At 56.5% G+C, this 17,911-nt stretch carries 15 protein-coding genes; 4 read left to right on the top strand and 11 right to left on the bottom strand.

The window, feature by feature from the left end:
• Positions 1 to 283 precede the first annotated feature (283 nt).
• Both ACE4YL_RS11660 and ACE4YL_RS11655 read left to right on the top strand, forming a co-directional pair.
• Positions 284 to 1,144: a transglutaminase domain-containing protein gene (locus ACE4YL_RS11660; RefSeq protein WP_461359499.1), complete on the top strand. Its 861-nt coding sequence runs from the start codon at positions 284 to 286 to the stop codon at positions 1,142 to 1,144.
• A 139-nt stretch (positions 1,145 to 1,283) separates the two neighbouring features.
• Complete coding sequence (locus ACE4YL_RS11655; protein ID WP_461359498.1) at positions 1,284 to 3,410, top strand: alpha/beta hydrolase family protein; 2,127 nt, start codon at positions 1,284 to 1,286, stop codon at positions 3,408 to 3,410.
• A gap of 457 nt (positions 3,411 to 3,867) precedes the next feature.
• Here ACE4YL_RS11655 and ACE4YL_RS11650 read toward each other — a convergent pair whose 3' ends face one another.
• The 5 genes from ACE4YL_RS11650 to ACE4YL_RS11630 form a co-directional block, all read right to left on the bottom strand.
• Entirely contained in the window at positions 3,868 to 5,127 is a 1,260-nt protein-coding gene (locus ACE4YL_RS11650; protein ID WP_461359497.1) for an MFS transporter, read from the bottom strand.
• Between the two features lie 151 nt (positions 5,128 to 5,278).
• On the bottom strand, positions 5,279 to 6,082 hold the full coding sequence (locus ACE4YL_RS11645; protein ID WP_461359496.1) for an ABC transporter permease: 804 nt from the start codon (positions 6,080 to 6,082) through the stop codon (positions 5,279 to 5,281).
• Positions 6,066 to 6,872, bottom strand: coding sequence for an ABC transporter permease (locus tag ACE4YL_RS11640; RefSeq protein WP_461359495.1), 807 nt, complete (start codon positions 6,870 to 6,872; stop codon positions 6,066 to 6,068). Before ACE4YL_RS11640 ends, ACE4YL_RS11645 begins: the two co-directional genes overlap by 17 nt.
• A complete protein-coding gene (locus ACE4YL_RS11635; protein ID WP_461359494.1) occupies positions 6,859 to 7,866 on the bottom strand; it encodes an ABC transporter ATP-binding protein in 1,008 nt (335 codons plus the stop codon). Before ACE4YL_RS11635 ends, ACE4YL_RS11640 begins: the two co-directional genes overlap by 14 nt.
• Before the next feature lie 131 nt (positions 7,867 to 7,997).
• Positions 7,998 to 9,272: a carboxylate--amine ligase gene (locus ACE4YL_RS11630; RefSeq protein ID WP_461360506.1), complete on the bottom strand. Its 1,275-nt coding sequence runs from the start codon at positions 9,270 to 9,272 to the stop codon at positions 7,998 to 8,000.
• A gap of 127 nt (positions 9,273 to 9,399) precedes the next feature.
• On the opposite strand from ACE4YL_RS11630, the gene ACE4YL_RS11625 reads away from it, so the two are divergent.
• Positions 9,400 to 10,443, top strand: a complete 1,044-nt coding sequence (locus ACE4YL_RS11625; protein WP_461359492.1) for a GNAT family N-acetyltransferase — start codon at positions 9,400 to 9,402, stop codon at positions 10,441 to 10,443.
• Between the two features lie 78 nt (positions 10,444 to 10,521).
• Here the strand turns inward: ACE4YL_RS11625 and ACE4YL_RS11620 are convergent, their stop codons facing one another.
• From ACE4YL_RS11620 to ACE4YL_RS11595, 6 genes are all read right to left on the bottom strand, one after another.
• On the bottom strand, positions 10,522 to 11,406 hold the full coding sequence (locus tag ACE4YL_RS11620) for an ABC transporter permease (RefSeq protein WP_461359491.1): 885 nt from the start codon (positions 11,404 to 11,406) through the stop codon (positions 10,522 to 10,524).
• 7 nt (positions 11,407 to 11,413) lie between these two features.
• Complete coding sequence (locus ACE4YL_RS11615) at positions 11,414 to 12,445, bottom strand: ABC transporter permease (RefSeq protein WP_461359490.1); 1,032 nt, start codon at positions 12,443 to 12,445, stop codon at positions 11,414 to 11,416.
• Between the two features lie 82 nt (positions 12,446 to 12,527).
• The gene (locus ACE4YL_RS11610) at positions 12,528 to 14,354 is read right to left on the bottom strand and encodes an ABC transporter substrate-binding protein (RefSeq protein ID WP_461360525.1); all 1,827 of its coding nucleotides are present in this window, start codon (positions 14,352 to 14,354) and stop codon (positions 12,528 to 12,530) included.
• Between the two features lie 77 nt (positions 14,355 to 14,431).
• Positions 14,432 to 15,460, bottom strand: coding sequence for an ABC transporter ATP-binding protein (locus ACE4YL_RS11605; protein WP_461360526.1), 1,029 nt, complete (start codon positions 15,458 to 15,460; stop codon positions 14,432 to 14,434).
• Positions 15,461 to 15,489: 29 nt separating this feature from the next.
• The gene (locus tag ACE4YL_RS11600) at positions 15,490 to 16,539 is read right to left on the bottom strand and encodes an ABC transporter ATP-binding protein (protein WP_461359336.1); all 1,050 of its coding nucleotides are present in this window, start codon (positions 16,537 to 16,539) and stop codon (positions 15,490 to 15,492) included.
• A 283-nt stretch (positions 16,540 to 16,822) separates the two neighbouring features.
• A complete protein-coding gene (locus ACE4YL_RS11595) occupies positions 16,823 to 17,143 on the bottom strand; it encodes a hypothetical protein (protein WP_461359337.1) in 321 nt (106 codons plus the stop codon).
• Positions 17,144 to 17,346: 203 nt separating this feature from the next.
• Between ACE4YL_RS11595 and ACE4YL_RS11590 the strand changes: the two genes are divergently transcribed.
• On the top strand, positions 17,347 to 17,793 hold the full coding sequence (locus ACE4YL_RS11590) for an NUDIX domain-containing protein (RefSeq protein WP_461359338.1): 447 nt from the start codon (positions 17,347 to 17,349) through the stop codon (positions 17,791 to 17,793).
• Positions 17,794 to 17,911 lie beyond the last annotated feature (118 nt).

Genomic DNA, 17,911 nt, shown 5'->3' with positions numbered 1-17,911 from the left:
CATCCGAAGAGCTGAGACCTTGGTGAATAACCTACCTCGGAAGATCTTGGGTTACCGCACACCGTTGGAGCTCTTCCAGGAGGAACTATCGAAGCTGAACACAACTGTGAAATGCTTTATAGAACGGGTTTCTGGCTAGCCGTTGCATTTGCTATTGCACTTTAGATAATTAGTGCAAAATAATACTGTTTGCTTTTTTTGGTAGTAAGTAAGTGCAGCTCGTTCCATTTATTTCCATACTATGCTATACGAGCCTCAGCCATTCTCAGTCAGGAGTGAAGCCATGAAGTCCGATCTGCTTGCCTATTACCGAGAACACGGCCCCATGACCGAAGTCAAGACGATGCGGAAGATGGTGACGGATATCCCCCCGGATGTCGCGGTCATCGTGGATTACGTCCAGCGCATCTTGCTGCATTCGCACTGGAGCAGGGCCTACGGAGTGGAACTCACAGAGGAAAGGCGGCGGGAGCCTATGCTGCGCAGCTTTGAGGAAAAGCTGGTCTTCCTAAGCCGGCGCGGTTTTCAGCACGTTTCTGACCAGAGGTCCCTCCAAGACAAGATGATCGGCATCTGCCGCGACTTTTCCGTAGCAGCCGCCGCCCTCTGCCGTGAAGCGGGGATTCCCGCCCGCGCCAGGTGCGGCTTTGCCACCTACTTCGAGCCGGGCAAATACATCGACCACTGGGTTTTGGAATACTGGAATGAAGTGGAGCAGAGGTGGGTCATGGTCGATCCCCAACTGGATGAACTGCAGCGGCGAACCCTTAGAATTTCCTTCGATCCCCTGGATGTCGGTGAAGAGCACTTCTTAACGGGGCCCAAGGCCTGGCTGACCTGCCGCCGGGGCCAAGCGGATCCAGACCTTTTCGGCATCTACCAGTGGTGGGGTTATGTGTACCTCTCCTGCAATCTGATCCTGGATGTGAACGCTCTGCTGAAAATGCCCATGCAGCCGTGGGACGGCTGGCGGGGCTACAAGACCCTTCCCATCGATGAATGGACGGAAAAGGATTTCGCGGTGATGGATGAACTGGCGGCCCTGGCCCTGGCGGTGGATGAGAATTTCCGTGAGTTTTCCCAGTCTGTCCTGGATAACGAGGACATCAAGGTGCCCTCTGACCTAATTGAGGGCTACGAGTAGGCAGGCACGGAAATGGTATCTCCAAGGAGCGAGTCCATAGAGCTTGCTCCTTTTCTTTTTCCCACAGGCATAAGGAGGTAACCAAACAATAACATAGAATTAAATTGATGAAAAAATAACTAAATTGGAGGGGTTAGTTATGAACAGGCGGGCAGAACTGCTGAAAAAGCCGTATGGGCTGCTCATTGCCGCCCTGGTCCTCATTGTACTCGGCAGTTTCTTGGCAGGTTTGTTCCACACCTCGTTTTATGCGGTGAAAATACAGCGGATCCAGTTCCCAACGGAACGGGGCACCCTCACCGGCCTGCTCTATATGCCCAAAGGTGCAGGACCTGCGGACCCAAGACCGGTGATCATCACCACCCACGGCTACCTCAACTCCAAGGAAATGCAGGATGCACCGGCGGTTGAGATGTCCCGGCGGGGTTACATCGTCCTGGCTTTGGATATGTACGACCACGGGGACTCCCGCTGGACCCAGCCCATTCCTCCAGGTGGTCATTTCGGCACCTTCTGGATCTACTCCCAGTTCGATGCCGCTAAGTACATCTACGACCAGCCCTTCACGAAGAAAGATGCCGCGGGCAATGCCTATGTGGCCGTGAGCGGTCACTCCATGGGCGGCTTCTCATCGTTTATCGCCATGTACATGGATGAAATGGCAGCTCTGCAGAACGGCTACCGCATGATCTACTCCGGCATCTCCGTCGGTTCAGACTTCTCCTTCTCCCAGGCAGTGGCCAGCCAAGAACAGTTCCAGGCCGCCTTCGGCTCCCGGACGGTGGGCATGATCGCCGCCCATTACGATGAGTTCTTCTTCAACAAGTCAGAAGCGGAAAAAACGGCGGAAGAAAAAGCCATCACCGGAACAGTGGTTTACAAGGACTTCCCGGCAACCAACTCCGGCAAGGCCTTTTTGGGCTTAGATCCCAGCGATCCTGCGGGTGAAGCCGGCAGGTTCTACACCGTGGATTCAGGGCCGGTCACCGTCAACGATCTGGAAGTCCGGCCTTCCCAACAAGGACGGCGCATCATCTACACACCCTCGGAGATCCACCCCTGGAACCACTTCTCCAGAGAAACCACAGCCAACCTCATTGAGTTTTACACCACCGCCTTTGCTGGTGTCACCTCCCCAGGGCAGACCAAAGCCGACCTGAGCCCGCACAACCAGATCTGGTGGCTCAAGGAGCTGTTCAACTTCGTGGCTTTGATCGGCTTCCTGCTGCTCATTCCCGCCCTGGTCCAGCTCCTGCTCACGCTGCCCTTCTTCAAGGGCGCGGTGGCCCCTGTGCCTGAGGCGATCTCCCTGGGCCAGAGCCAGGGTGCCAGGGTACTGGCTTGGGTGATCACCTTTGTGGTCGCCTGGCTGCCGGCCATCTTCTTCCCCCAGCTGTTTGCCAAGAACGCCGCGGGCATGCGGCCCCTGGTCTGGGGTGCCGTCATCGTCGGGGCGCTCAGCATCATCTGGCTGCTCTACAAGGCCAGCCAGAAACAGGAAGGGCAAAACGTCTGGGCTGGCTGCATCGCCATCGCCATCTTTGCCGTGCTGCTCATCCTCTGGCTGACAAAGCCCGCCTGGTTCCTTAATCTAGGGGCCTACTTCAACCAGCCCACCACCAACCAAATCGCCTACTGGGCTGTGGCCAGCGGACTGATTGCCGCCCTGGTCAATGTGGTAGTCTACTATGTAAACAGGAAGCCGACAGGCACGGCTTTTTCCAGCTACGGCCTCCTGTTTAAGCCCATGGTTATCGCCGCCAGTTTGGCTACGGCCTTAACAGCTGTGATCATCGGCTACATCGTGCTTTGGATCACCCAGGCCATCTTCAAGGTTGATTACAGGATTTGGACCTTGGCCGTGCGCACCTTCAGAGTGGAGCACTTCCGTACCGCCCTGCGCTACCTGCCCTTCTTCTTCGTGTTCTACCTGAGCAACACGGTGGCCCTCAACGCCAACACCAGGGGACTGGGCCGATGCTGGAGCGTAGCGGTGGCGGTGATCCTCAATGCCGGCGGTCTGGCCCTCTGGCTCCTCTACCATTACGGTAAGCTGTTTGCCACGGGTGTCGCGGGCTACCCGGCTGTAACCTTGGATGGAATCCTGCTCTTCGCCCTCACGCCCTTCTTGGGGGTTGCGGCCGTTTACGCCCGCAAGGTGTTTGAGAAAACAGGCCATGTGTGGCTGGCTGCCTTTTTGAACACGCTGCTGTTCACCATGATCACCGCAGCCAACACTGCAACCTTCTGGAACCTTCTGGGCTAAGCGAAAGCCCGGGGCAGAAGCAAAACGACAATACAGAGCCGCGGCCTGAAGCGCCAAGCCGCGGCTCTGTCTTCTGTCACTGCCCCCCGTGGCGTCTAAAGGGCAGAAAATGGCGAAATTCTCACAGAACATCATGATTTGGCAAAGAAGTGGACAAGCTGTGGAGTATAAATATGGCAAACATATCCAAACGCTCTAGATTCTGCTCTAGATTGGGGGTATGATGGTGAAGCGCAGCATCACATTCCCTCGGGTACTCTTGGCCTTGGCCTGCTTTTGGCGGGCTGCATGTGGGGTCCATATATTACGATAGCGAATCGGCCGTCCACCCGGTGCAGAGTAGCCCCCGAAGTCTGGCTCGGCGGCCGCGCTAAGTAAGAAGCTGCTTAGCTCTTTTCTCCACAAAATAGAGGTGCCCTTCCCCGCGGAAGAGCACCTCTTTTGCACTTCTTTTCCTTCACTGGGCTGAGGTAGGGACTGCTTTGGGTTCCTGGGTTCTTCTCTGCAGGGCGGAAGTTCCCACAAACATCAGGGCGGGAAAAATGATACCCACCAGAAGACCTGCCCGCAATCCCGCCTGTTCCAGCGAGAAGCCCCGTGCTGAGCTCCAGCTCTGCACCACAGCGGAGCGCTGGCTCAGGTCGGAAACCAAGCCGGTGAGCCAAGGACCCAGAGAACTGCCCAAGCCCCCAAAGATGGCTAACAAACCGAACATGGCCGTTCCGCCCCTGGGGAACCGGGCCGAGGTCAAGCTTAGAGTGCCGGGCCACATGAGGCTGACGGCTACCCCGCAAAAGGCGGCCCCCAGCAGAGACAGGAGGGGAGCGGTGGAAAACACGGCCAGGGCGTAGCACAGGATGCACAGCAAGCTGCTGGCCTTCAGCGCCTTGTGCAGGTCGATCCTGTCACCCCACAGGCCGTAGGCGGTACGCACCACCACCATGAAGAAGGCAAAGAGGGCTGGACCCACCAAATCCCCCACCACCTTGGGAACACCTAGACCCATCTCCGCAAACAAGCTGGCCCATTGGGACATGGTCAGCTCCGAGGCCGCGGCACTGACCATAAGCAGCAGGGCCAGGAGAAAGACCCGCGAGCCAAACAGCTCGGAGATGGTCATCTTCTGCCCTTCCGGCACCAGGGTAAGCAGGGGAACCCGGGTGAACTTCACGGCGTTATACAGCGGAATGAGGGCCCAAAACAGGGGGACGTAATACCAGATGTGCTTGCCAAGAACCCACAGGATGAGGGTGGTAACCAGCACCACCGCCATCTGTCCCCAGCAGTAAAAGGAATGGAGCAGGCTCATTGATGCGGCTTTGGCCTTGGTGGGCAGCGATTCCATGACGGGGCTGACCACAATCTCCAAAATGCCTCCGCCAATGGACGAGCAAAACACCGCCAGGGCCAGCGCCAGCATGGTGTTGGGGATCACCAGGGGAAGTATCCCCAGGCCGGTGATGCCCAGGAAGCACATAAGATGGGCGCAAACGGCCGAGGCCCGATAACCCCAGCGGTCCACATACCTGAGGCACACAACGCCAACCGCCGTTTGCGTCCCGAAATTGAGCAGGACCAAACGTCCCAGCATTTCAAAGGACAAACCGAAGTGTTCATGGAAGATGACAAAAAACAGAGGGGCGAGGTTGATGTTAATGGCTTGGCTAACTAGACCGAGGTAGCAGGCGTACATGGTCTGCTTGTACTTACCGGGCAACTAATTATCCTCCCTTTGGCAACATATTTGCGGCAAGCTTCTCTTTTCTCTTGTGCACTTTCTAACAAGAGTCCCCCTCTTAACAGTTCCCCCTGTTTACGGCAAGTCCTGCTGGTTCCGCTCAGCCTAGAACCGCTGGAAAAGGTTCACCCTAGTCAGCGGCGTGGACCACCACCAAATTGCCCGACTCGTAGCGCTTGAGGCCCCGGTAAAACACAAAGCGGGCCAGGACGGCCAGGGCCAAAGCAAAGCAGAGTAGAAGACCCACCCGGGCCAAGGTGAACTCGTCCAGAATTCTCACAGGCAGGTAAGCCACGAAGCCCGCGGGAATGAGAGTATAAAGAACCACCCTGGTGGTGACTGAGAAAATGCCCTCGGGGTAGAGTGAAAAGGACAGCAGGGCCTCTGAGAGCTGATTCGCCAGGCGCTCACTGCGCCCCAGCCAGAAGCTCAAGGAATGGGCCAAAACCGCGAAGCTGGTCATCACCACTCCCCCAGCAAAGCACAGGAGGAGAAAACACAGCGTGAGGCCGGCAGATGGGGCCGCGGTCAAGAAGAACACCGCGAGGGAAAAGGCCAGATCGCCCCAAGCCGCCGCAAAAGACCTGGAGATGAGGGCATGGAGCAGCACCGGTTTGGGCAGGGTCAGGTAGAAATCCAGCCCACCTTCGGCGATGGACCTGCTCAAAGAAAAGGAACCGCCAAAGAGCAGAGCCTGGCAGGCATAGGCCCCGCCCACCAAGGCATGCAAAAGCAGGAGGTGCCGAAAACTCCAGCCGTTCAGCGTTTCGATCTTGCTGAAGAGCACCCACCAGAAAAAGAGCAGCATGAGGTTGTTGATGAACATGAACACCACCTGGCTCAGAAAGGCCCCCCTGTATTCCATGGCCGACTGCAGGTTGGCGGAAAAATAGTGGAGGGCAAATCTGATCAGGCGCTTAACCTCCGTGAACATGAACCCTGCGCACCCCCTTCCTGAACATCGCGGTCACCAAAGCTGCCAAAAGGAGCACCCAAACCAGCTGGCCAGCGAGGAGCTGCCAGAGGAAAGCATAGTCGAAGTTGACCACAAGGAGGGCCGGGCCGGAAATGCTGTAGCGCAGCGGCAGCAGGTAAGACACAAGCCGCAGGCCCTGGGGATAGGCCTCCACCGGGATAAAGAGACCGCCGAAAATGAACAACATCTTGTTGAGGATCCAGAAAAAGGGCCGGTTTTCTTCCAGCCAAAAGGCCAGAAGAGCCACGGAGAAGGACACCAGGAAGTTGATGGCAGCCGCCAGGGCAAGACCAAGCAGCACCCAGCCCAGCTTGGCCCAGGGGACAGCCAGCGGACCCATGGCGAGGTAGGCAAAGGCCGACCCGACCAGCAGGTTGGTGACAAAGCGAACAGCGTACTCCCCGCAGTGGGAGGAGAAATAGTAGAGGATGTAGGAATAGGGCCGCACCAGCTTGTAGGCGATATCCCCGCTTTTCACCTCTTCACTGACCAGGCTGTGGGTTCCTGGAGTGGAAAGGGCGATCACCTCAGTGAACACCATGTACCAGAGCATGCGGGTGCTGTCCAGCCCAGCGATCTGACCTTCCGTCCCCAACACGGTTTTCCAGAGCTGGGAAAAGATAAACAAGATCAGAATGAGAAAGATGCTGCTCACCAGGTGATCGGCCAGATAGGCGAGCCTGTTCGTCAAGCTGATCTCCGCCACCCGCAGATACTTGCGCACCGCTCCCCCTCTAGCCAGCTGCATGCTGCTCACCTTCCCCGGCGGGACGGGCATAGATGTCCCGGATGATCACTTCCATGGCCGGCTCTTCAACGCTGATATCCGCGGCATCCACTTGGGAAAACAGCTCTGTCAAGACATCCTCCATGGATCTAGACCTGGTATCAGCCCGGAATTTGACCCCTTTTTCCGTATGCTTGAGGATCTCAACCCCAGAGAGCTTGAGCTCAGGGCAGGGTGAGGCGAACTTCACGTTCACTATCTTCGTGGTTAGGTAGTTGTGCCGGAGATACGAAGTGGAGGCATCCAGGATGATCTCGCCGTAGTTGATCACGATGACGCGCTTGCAGAGCTGCTCGATGTCCCCCGCATCGTGGGAGGTGAGGAAGATGGTGGTCTGCTCTTCCTCGTTGAGCCGCTTGATCAGCTCCCGGATCTTCAGCTTGGCCACCACATCCAATCCGATGGTGGGTTCATCCAAAAAGATCACCTGCGGCCTATGCAGGATGCTGGCCGCGATTTCGCAGCGCATCCGCTGACCCAAAGAAAGCTTGCGGACAGGTGTCTTGATGAACTCCTCCAGTTCAAAGAGCTCCACCACCTGCGCCAGGCGTTTGGCGAACTCCCCGCCGTCGATCTCATAGATGCTCCCCAGCAGGCGGAAGCTGTCCAGGGCGGGCAGATGGTACCACAGCTGGGACTTCTGTCCGAAAACCGAACCGATCTTGTAGGCCAGCTGGCGCCGGGCCTCCCACGGTACCAGACCCAAAACCTGAGCGGTTCCCGCTGTGGGGGTAAGAATGCCTGTGAGCATCTTAATCGTGGTACTCTTGCCGGCGCCGTTGGGGCCGATGAAGGCCAGCAGTTCCCCCTTTTCCACCGCCAAGCTGATCCCTTTCACCGCGGTAACTTCGCTGTAACTCGGGCGCAGCAGGGCCTGCATGCTGCCCCGCAAACCCGGCTCCTTGGTCTTGGTACGATACACCTTCTGCAGGTCTTTTACGTCAATTACCGCCACCGCCAAGACCTCCCTTGGTGAATATTGGCACAAGTATACCAAGACCGGAAAAGGGTGTCAAGATGCAGCGGCCTCTGCGCGCCAAGACCGCCGAAACGGCGGTCTTGTAAACCCTTGGGGATGGGGTGTCTTTAAGGCTGAACCAAGGATCTTTCCGCGGCTAAGGCCGCCTCCACCTGGACAACTTCCTTCCGGAACTTCTCCTCATCGAAGAGGAAATGCTCCAGGAAGATCTCTCCCCCTTCGGGGCTGAGGAGCTTGCCTAGATTGCGCAAAAGAAAGGCCCACAGGGCGAACCAGGGCTTCATGTCTCGGATATCTTCCATGTCCAGGTGGGTGGGCTCCCTTTTAGCCCACTCCCTAAAGCGCTGCCATTTTTCTTTCCCGGAGAGGGTGCTGTCAGTTAAGCTGTACAGCAGCCAGCCCAGATCCAGGAACTGCAGTTTGCAGCGGACTCCGTTCTTCTGTTTGGGTAGGCGCTGGATCTCCTTGCCATTGATCAGATCCACAAAGGCACCCATCAGATCCACGCCGGCAAAATGGCCCAGGATCACACCGGGGGCAATGCGCGGGTTGCAGTCGATGAGGTAGAGCTGGCCCGTGGCTTCATCCTGCATGTAATCGAAGCTGATAAAGCCTGTCCAGTTGAAGTGCTTGATCAGGCGGGCGTCGAAGAGCTCCGCTTCAGGTGCATCCACCGTGATCCGGTAGGAGCTGGTCCCGCCGCTGGTGGGCACCGTCCGCAGGGCCTGGAACACCACGTTGCCTTTGATCTCCCCATCCACCGCCAGGTTGACTGTGCAGATGAGGGGGCCCTTGATGTACTGCTGGATCAGGGGTGGCTGCTCCTCCAGCTTGTACTTCTGGACGATCTTGCGGTACTCCCACACGGCCTGTTTGGGATCCCTTACAATCTTCTGCCCGTGCGCGTTGCAGGCGATGCGGGGCTTGATCACCACAGGCGCATCCAGCTCTTCCAGCAGCTTACAGGCGCTCTGGACCGAGTCGGGCGCTGCCGTTAGCGGTGTTCTCACCCCCGCGGCCTTGGCATACTCGCGCATGGCACCTTTATTGTGGGCATAGGTGATCTCCTCAAAGGACATGGAGATCATCTTGGTATACTGCCTGATGATGTCCCGGTAGTAAGACATCAAGAAACCGCATTCTAAAACGGGGAAGTAGAAGCTGTAGTCCCCCCGTTTAAGCTCGTCGATGACCGTCTGGGCAAAACCCTGGGGGTCGTATAGGAGGGAAGGTGCCAGAAGGCGTTTGTCCACGGCGTTGGAATACGAAACAAAGCTGCGGCTGTGGGAATCCACCACGGTCACTTTATAGCCCAGTTCCTTGAGGCGGCGGACCACAAAAAGACTGGTGGGCGAAGCTGGTGTGGTTACTAATGCTTTCATTAAACTTGCCCCCGATTACCTATGAGTCTATAATTAAGTCAGCATAGCAGGTTCATAATATCACATCTCAGTAGGGAAGGATAGACTTTTCCACTAAGCCTACAAACGGGTAAGGGGAGATGAGGAGTTGCGCGTGCGACCGGCCACTGCCGCCGATAATGAAAAGCTGATTGCCATTGAGAAAACCACCCCCCAGGGTGGGCAGATTCAGTTGGTCAGTGAACGCAAAGACTATTTCTTTCGCGCCAAAAAGTTCGCTGACCCCATCTTTTTCGTCGCCGAAGATGAAGAGGAAGACATGATTTTAGGCATCATGGGTGTAGGCCCGGTATTGGTTCAGTTAGACGGCAAGGCGCGGCGGGGCGGCTTGGTGTTCGACTGGCGCTCCAACCCCTTGGCCCAGAAGGGGCTGCCCCGGCACATGCTCAGGCTTTGGCAGGCTGTACACCGGGAAATACTCCGCAGGGAGTTGGACTTCCTCTTTGGCTATGTGAAAGAAGACAACGAGCGCTCCATGGGCATTATCACCAGATACGGTGCGCAGGTGGTGGAAAGCAAGGATTTCCTCACCATGCCTCTGCACGCCCGCTTCTGCCGCCGCCCTAGAGAAGTGGACAAGGTCAGTTTCACCGCCAGCCCCGACGAGGAACAGGAGAGGAAAGCCGTGGAAGCGGCCTTCGGCAGTCTGGACCTCTTCCCGGATCAGAAACAGCGGGAGGCCACCGGCAGGGAGCGGGAACGCTACCTGTTCGGGAAGTTCAGCCTGAGGGGATCATCGGTCAAAGTCTGGGATACCACGGACGAATACACCCAGCGGGTCCTGAATATTCCCCGCCTGTTTAAGCTGGCCCGGCCCATCGTCAAGGCCGGCTCCAAACTGCTGCCCCTCCCCCACATTCCCGAACTGGGCGAGGAGATCAAAGTGTGGCAGCTCTTCGATCTGGTCCTGGAGGACCCCGCTGACCTAGACCCCCTCCTGGAGAGGGTCCGGCAGGCCGCGGTGGAAAAGGGCATCCATTACCTGGTGATCACCTTAGGCGCTGGAGATAGGGGCTACGAACAGGTGGCGAAAAAAGCCTGGGTGCGGCCGAGGTATCACCTCTTTGCCCTGCCCCTTAAGGACGTTCCCCTGCCCAAGCCGCCCACTTACTTCGACGTGACCTACCTCTAGGCTCAAAAGCAAAAAGACTGCAGACCAACTTGCTGCAGTCTCGTAGGCCGAAAGCGGCACGCCTTTTCTACACCGGCATCATCCCTGGATGCGGGGATCCATGATATCCCGGAAGGCATCGCCGATCAGGTTCCAAGACAGTACAAAAAGAACAATGGCTAAACCCGGCCACACCACCGTGTACCAGTAGGCCAAGGGATTGTCCGGCGTGCCCAAAATCCAGTTCCGGGCAAAGCTGATCATCTGCCCCCAGTCCGCATAGCCCTCCGGGGCGCCAAGCCCCAGAAAGCTCAGGGTGGAAGCGGTAACCACGATAGACCCCATGTTCATGGACGCTTGGATGAGCACAGGAAAGATGGTGTTGGGCAGAATATGGCGGATCAGGATCTTGGCATGGGACACTCCACCGGCCTTGGCAGCCATCACATACTCCTCTTGTTTGACCTGGAGCACATTACCCCGGATCAGGCGGGCATAACCTGTCCAGCGGAAGAGCACCAGGGCAAAGATGACCTTATCCAAACCCCTGCCTAAAATGGTGGTGATCACGATGGCCGCAATCAGAAACGGAAAGCTCATGAACACGTCCACAAAGCGCATGACCACCTCATCGAACTTCCCACCGATATAGGCGCTGGTTGAACCAATCACAATGCCCACCAGGCAGGATACCCCGGTTACGATCAGGCCTACCTTAAACGCCGTTCTGGTTCCCCAAACGATCCCGTAGAAAATGTCATACTTCCCGTGGGTCAGGCCCATGGGATGCTCCTTGGACGGTGCTTGGGGGGTGTTACCCCAGCCATAGCGCGGTACGCGGTAGGGATCGTGATTCGGGTTGTTCGCGTACATATCTGGTACCGGGGCTATCCAAGGTGCGAACACCGCCACCAGGATGAAAACCAGTAAGATGATCAGTCCGGCCATGGACAGGGGGTTGCGCAGCAGCTTCTTCATTACCATCCTCTGATCACTCCAATCTCACCCTGGGATCAATGATCGCATAGAGAACATCCACTACTAAATTGACCAGAACAAGGAGCAAACCGTAAAACAGGGTGGTGCCCAAAACCAGCGTGTAATCCAGCTGCTGAGCTCCGGTGGCGGTCAGAAGGCCGATCCCCTTGTAGTCGAAGACCGTTTCCACAATGACCACGCCGCCCAAAAGACCCAACACCATGGAGCCGGAAACTGTGGCCACGGGAATCAGGGCGTTGCGGCGCACGTGGCGGTTCATCACCACCCGCTCGGTCAGACCCTTGGCTCTAGCCGTGCGCACATAGTCCTTGTTCATCACTTCCAGCATGCTGGACCTGGTGATCCGCAAAAGATAGGCCCACCAGAGATAGGAGAGGGTGATGACTGGAGCGATCAGGTGACGAACGGCGTCCCAGAAAATATCCAGGCGCTTATTGAGCAAAGCGTCCACGGTGTTCATTCCGGTGTAGCGGACAAAATCCCCCGTCAGCACAATGGAATCAGCCCACATGGAGAGCCGGCCGGGAGGGAACCAACCGAACACGCCGTAGAAAATCATGAGCACAATGAGTCCAAAGACAAAGTCCGGTAAAGACCAGCCCACAATGGCAAAGACGCGGCTGAAATGATCCAGCGGCTTGTTGTAGTGCTTGGCGGATATCGTACCGAGCCAGATTCCGCCCAGGACCACGGGGATGATGGCAAAGAGCGCCAGCTCGAGGGTTGCGGGAAACCGCTTGGCGATGGCTTCCGCCACATGCATGTTCGCGGAAACGGAATAACCCAGATCGCCCTTGAGCAGATTCTTGACCCAGTTGATATAGCGCACATGCACCGGCTGGTCTAAGCCATATTTGCGGACCAGATCGTCAAGGCTCTGGTTCTTCAGCTCCTCCGGGCTCTTGATGTAGGTGCTGACAAGCTGATAGGGTGAAAGAAGGGACATGGCCACGAAAATGAGCAGCGTGACCCCTATTAAGACAACCGGCAGAAAAAGCAGCCGCCTGGCGATGAAGGTTAACATATGCTTACCCCTTACCTAGCGAGATGTGGGAGTAGGACTGCCCGAGGGCAATCCTACTCCTGTTCACGAACGAGCTGCCCAACTACTGCTGTACTTTGCTGATCTTGTAGAGATCGTAGTTAGCAGCGTAGGCCGGGCAGTACTCGAAGCCCTGCACCCAATCGCGCATGACCCTGTGTGTCGTGGCCTCCATGAAGGGCATGGCAATGGCCTGCTCAACGTAGAGTCTCTGCAGCTCATGGTAGATCTTCTCACGTTCCGCCGGATCGGTGGCCTTAATACCAGCGTCGATCAGCGCATCGAACTGCTCCTTGGCCAGGTCAATCAAGCCTTGTCCGCAGTAGCCAGCAAACGTTCCGGCAGAGTGCATGAACGGAACTGCGAAGTTGTGGGTATCCGGGAAGTCCGCCAGCCAGCCCATGACAAACACGGGCAGCGAAGACGAGCGGAGCTTATCCAGCACCGTGGCCCATTCCAGACCGATAACCTCCACCTGGAACTTGGGATTGATCTGTTCGATGTTGAACTCCAGGATCTCCAGAGCGGTCTTGCGAGCATCGTTACCTGTGTTGTAGACGATACCGACTTTGAAGCCTTTCTCCCACACTTCTCCGTTAAAGGCCTGCTTGAAGTACTCAGTGGCCTTTGCCAGATCATGGGAGAAGTACTCCTGCTCCGTATTCACATACGGCAGGCTCTGCGGGAAGGGGCCCTTGGGAATCTGGCCTGCGCCAAGCACGACTTCGTTCAAGTAGGCCTCGTAGTCGAAGGCATAGGCGAACGCCTTGCGTACATTGACGTCAGCAAAGAAATCGCTGGGGATGCCGTTCCCATCGAGCTTACCACTGCCCACCAGGTCCTCGTTGCCTTCCACGGGAATGGTGAAGCTGAAGAAGAGCACTGTATTGGTGATCTGCGGCAGATCTTCCACAACGGTCACACCGGGGATGGTGCGTACCTGCGGGAGATCCTGCTGTCCCACATAGATGGCGTCCGCATCACCGGCCCGCAGCATGAGCAGGCGGGTGGCAAACTCAGGGATGTTCTTAATGACCACGTTCTTCAGGGCTGCCGGCCCGCGCCAATAATCATCGAAGCGGCTGAGCAGCACCTGTGCACCGCTCTTATCCCAAGTATCCAGCTTGAAGGGGCCGGTACCGCAGGCCTTGTCGTAGAGGGTCATCTCTTCCAAAGCCTGGTCATACCACTTCGGCCAGGTGTCGGGATTGCCATCCCAGGCGCCGTTGGCGATCATCCAATCCTTGCAGACGATGGATGCCCAGGAGCCGCCTTTGGTCAGGATGTTGATGAACGGCGGATAGGGGTTGGCCAGGTGGAAGATGAGGTCGTTCCCATCTACTTCCATGGTGGCATCCACCAAGTCGTAGGCTTTTCGCAGGATGGCCGGATCAACTTCGGAGATGTCCACAAAATCGTCGGGCCCACCGGCCATGGCGATCACATCGCGCATGGTCTGCACACCCAGGAGGGGCTCAAAGAACATCCACATGGGGCCGCCCGCGGGGTCAGCCAGCATACCCCGGAGGAAGGAGTACTTCACATCCTCAGCGGTGAGTTCCGCACCGTTGTGGAACTTGACACCCTGACGGATGGGTACCCTGATGGTGCGGCCATCCTCCGACATGAGCCCGTTTTCCACCGTTGGCACCTCGGTGGCCAGCAGGGGCCCGATGTTGTCCAGATCCCCACCTACATACTCGAACAGGTTGTCGTAGACGTAGTGGATGATCTCACCGCTAGCGGTGTCATAGGCCGCCGCCGGATCGAGGGTCTGGGGACCACCCGCACCGCCGACGTAGACCCACGTCTCGGGATCAAAAGCGAAAACAGAGACCGACAAAGTGAGCAGCAACAACAAGACAACTAAACTACAGACCTTCGCCTTCAACTCTTCTCCTCCTTTTCTTTTCTCTCTTGCCAGGCCTGAATGCCCTGGCGCAACTCAACCGGCCCCCAAGGCACTGCCTAAGCATTTTCTCCTGGGGAAATACCGGTTAAATCCAGTTCTTGGGCGTAGTGACACGCTGCGAAATGCCCCTGGCCATCCACATCCAGAAGCTCTGGAATCTCCCTGCGGCAGCGCTCCTGGGCATAGCGGCAGCGGGGATGGAAATGGCAGCCCGCAGGGGGATTCGCCGGGTTGGGGACATCCCCCTGGAGAATGATCTGTTCCCGCACAATGTCGGGGTCCGGATCGGGGATGGCCGAAAGCAGTGCTTCCGTGTAGGGATGCTTGGGGTTGGCAAAGAGCGTGTCGGAATCACCCATCTCCACGATGCGTCCCAAGTACATCACAGCCACGCGATCGCTGATGTGCTGGACCACAGAGAGATCGTGGGCGATAAACAAGTAGGTCAAGCCAAACTGCTCCTGCAGGTCGGCCAGGAGGTTCAAAACCTGCGCCTGTACCGATACATCCAGGGCCGATACGGGTTCATCGCAGACCACCAGCGAAGGATTCAAGGCCAGCGCCCGGGCAATGCCGATTCTCTGCCGCTGCCCGCCGCTGAACTCATGGGGAAAGCGGTTCATGTGGTGGGGGCCTAATCCCACCGCCTCGAGCATGGCCTCCACCCGTTCATAGCGCTCCCGGCGGTTTTTTATGCCGTGGGCCTCTAAAGGCTCGGCAACGATATCCCGAATGCGCATCCGCGGGTTGAGGGAGGAAAACGGATCTTGGAACACGATCTGCATTCTATCCCGCAGACCGCGGATGGTCTGGGAGTTGACCTCAGTCCAATCACCATCGATGTTTAAGCGAATAGTGCCCTCTGTTGGCTGGATCAGGTGCACCAGGCAGAGGCCCATGGTGGTCTTGCCGCAGCCGCTTTCACCAACAACGCCCAGGGTTTCGCCCTTGCGAACCTGGAAGCTCACCCGCTCCACAGCCTTCACATAGCCCACCGTGCGACGGAATATGCCCTTGGTGATCGGAAAGTACTTCCGCAAGCCCTGAACATCTAACAATATTTCCCCTGTGTTTGCAGTCGTCATCACTGAGCATTCCTTTCCGGCATACTTTCTCAAGCAAAGCGCCAACAGCGGACTGAGTGGTTTTCTTCGATGTTGATCACCGGCGGTTCTTGAGCACACTTGTCCATGGCTACGGGGCAGCGCTCCCTAAAGCTGCAGCCCTCGGGAATAGCCCGGGGATCGGGCACGACCCCTTTAATGGGCACCAGCCTACTCCTGCGCCCTCCCAGCTTGGGTATGGAGTTGAGCAGTCCCTGGGTGTAGGGATGGGCAGGGTTGTGAAAAAGGGTGCGAACCTTGGCGTGTTCAACGATCTTACCCAAGTACATCACCGCCACCTCATCGCACATCCGGCTGACCACACCGAGGTTATGGGTGATCATCATGATGGACATCTTGTACTCCTCCTGGAGGCGGCGCATCAGCTCAAGGATCTGCGCTTGGATGGTCACATCCAGGGCGGTGGTGGGTTCGTCGGCAATGAGCAGCGACGGATTGCAGGATAAAGCCATGGCAATCATCACCCTTTGGCGCATGCCGCCGCTCATCTGGTACGGATACTCCCGCACCCGCTGACCCGGAATGGGAATCCCCACCTTAGCCAGCATCTCTTCCGCCATTTTCCAGGCCTGCTTCTCCGTCACTTTTTGGTGGAGCGTAATGGCCTCTACGATCTGCTGACCCACGGTATACACTGGGTTCAGCGATGTCATGGGCTCCTGAAAGATCATGGCGATCTCGTTGCCCCGGATCCGCCGCATCAAAGGACCCGTGGGATCCTGCTGGGCTAGATCCACTACTTTTCCATCACGCTGGCGGAAAAAAATCTGCCCCGAGTGGATGTTCCCGTGGGGCTTGGGCAGCAGCTGCATGACGGACATGGCGGTGATGCTCTTGCCGCAGCCGCTTTCGCCAACGACACCGAAGACGGATTCCTTTTTTATATCAAAAGAAACACCGTTGACGGCCTTGACAAAACCTTCATCGGTGGAGAAGTACGTATGCAAATCCCTTATGCCTAAAAGGACATCCTGTGCCAAAACGTCTGTACCTGGGCCGGGGTCAGTGTATTGCTCCCTGGCCAGTGCGGAAATGGTCATTATGTGGACCTCCAATACGTCTAGATGCTTCCAACAATATGCCTGGTCTTCCGAGGCTGTTTTTTATAAATAATACTCCCCTCACAGCTCCCTGTCAACTCAAAGCGTACGAAAATCGGAAGGAAGGGCTGTACAGCAGCCAGATAAAAGCAAAGCAGGGCCAAATTGGTTGATAAAGTGTAAACTGGAAGGGTCTATCTTTGGAATCCCTCTTCTCTTTACATAGGACACCGCTGCAAAAGCAATGACTATCTCTGCATATTTAGTATCCTCCAACACCACCTTAAGGCCGCTCTACCCAGCGCTCCTGGTTGTTCCAGTCAAAATCGTTGAGGTACCGCTCAATCTGATCGTCGTCCTCTTCCTTCTCCATTACGGAAAGCATCTGGCGGGCCTCATCTTCCGTGAGCTCGATGTAGAAGGCGAAGTAGTTCTTGCCGTAGCTGACAGTTGCTTCCATGGAAACGTAGAAATAATAGGCAGCGCAGTGGGAACAGTACCTCACCCGGTAAAACTTCTCATCACCAGTTATATGCATGCCTGTAAAGGCACCCACAACCTCCAGCTCACCATGTTCAGCGGTCTTGGGGCAGTTGTACATCACGCCGCCCCTCTCCCCAACTTTGGACGCTTTTCATAATACATTTTTTATCTTCGTTATGTTTTTATTTTGACACAACCCTCTGTCCTTCCTTTGTCCAGAATGAAAAAAATCAATGGAACTCCGCGCCGCGGACAGACCCATCCAGAAGGTGATCTGGCGGCCGTGTGGAAGGATAGGGCCAAAAGGCCGAGGAGGAGTGGTCCGTGAAGTATCCGGAGCTGGCGGTTGGGGCTGTCATTTTCAACCCGAAGAACAAAGTGCTTCTCCTGAAGTCCCACAAGTGGAACAACGAGTATGTCATTCCAGGGGGCCATGTGGAGTGGGGCGAGAAAATGGAAGAGGCTCTGCGCAGGGAGATCCTGGAGGAAACGGGCCTGGAGATCTATGACCTGGAGTTGGTAGGGCTGAAGGAAAATATCTACAGTGCCGGTTTTCAGGAGCAAAAGCACTTTGTCTTTGTGGATTTCGCCTGCAGAACGGACTCCTCCCAAGTGATTCTAAACGAAGAAGCGGAGGAGTACATCTGGATCAGCCTGACTGAAATTGACCACTATGAGCTGAACAAGCTCACCAGAGCCCTGCTGAAAGAGCTCATGAACAAGGCGGCCTCCCCCAAGAAAGTGGAGATCATCTATGACTATGGAGAGTGAGCGCGGGGGCGGAGATGAACTATTTCACTGGAAACGCTTGCTCCGCAAGCGGCCTTTACAATTAGGGCAATTTTGGGCTGAGGAATAAGTCTCAAAGGGGCTTCCCGGTTAACCGGAA

The organism is Candidatus Darwinibacter acetoxidans, from assembly GCF_041936445.1.
In the GTDB taxonomy this organism is placed as follows: Bacteria; Bacillota; Limnochordia; order Darwinibacteriales; family Darwinibacteriaceae; genus DTU010.
Note: the sequence above shows the minus strand (reverse complement) of the source record. Positions and strands in the feature narration are given on the sequence as shown.

What these genes read in the sequence shown, in the direction of transcription:
- ACE4YL_RS11630 (WP_461360506.1), bottom strand. Translation starts at nt 9,272, where the DNA reads ATGAAAGCATTAGTAACCACACCAGCTTCGCCCACCAGTCTTTTTGTG.
- ACE4YL_RS11645 (WP_461359496.1), bottom strand. Translation starts at nt 6,082, where the DNA reads ATGTTCACGGAGGTTAAGCGCCTGATCAGATTTGCCCTCCACTATTTT.
- ACE4YL_RS11655 (WP_461359498.1), top strand. Translation starts at nt 1,284, where the DNA reads ATGAACAGGCGGGCAGAACTGCTGAAAAAGCCGTATGGGCTGCTCATT.
- ACE4YL_RS11620 (WP_461359491.1), bottom strand. Translation starts at nt 11,406, where the DNA reads ATGGTAATGAAGAAGCTGCTGCGCAACCCCCTGTCCATGGCCGGACTG.
- ACE4YL_RS11600 (WP_461359336.1), bottom strand. Translation starts at nt 16,539, where the DNA reads ATGACCATTTCCGCACTGGCCAGGGAGCAATACACTGACCCCGGCCCA.
- ACE4YL_RS11660 (WP_461359499.1), top strand. Translation starts at nt 284, where the DNA reads ATGAAGTCCGATCTGCTTGCCTATTACCGAGAACACGGCCCCATGACC.
- ACE4YL_RS11640 (WP_461359495.1), bottom strand. Translation starts at nt 6,872, where the DNA reads ATGCAGCTGGCTAGAGGGGGAGCGGTGCGCAAGTATCTGCGGGTGGCG.
- ACE4YL_RS11615 (WP_461359490.1), bottom strand. Translation starts at nt 12,445, where the DNA reads ATGTTAACCTTCATCGCCAGGCGGCTGCTTTTTCTGCCGGTTGTCTTA.
- ACE4YL_RS11605 (WP_461360526.1), bottom strand. Translation starts at nt 15,460, where the DNA reads ATGACGACTGCAAACACAGGGGAAATATTGTTAGATGTTCAGGGCTTG.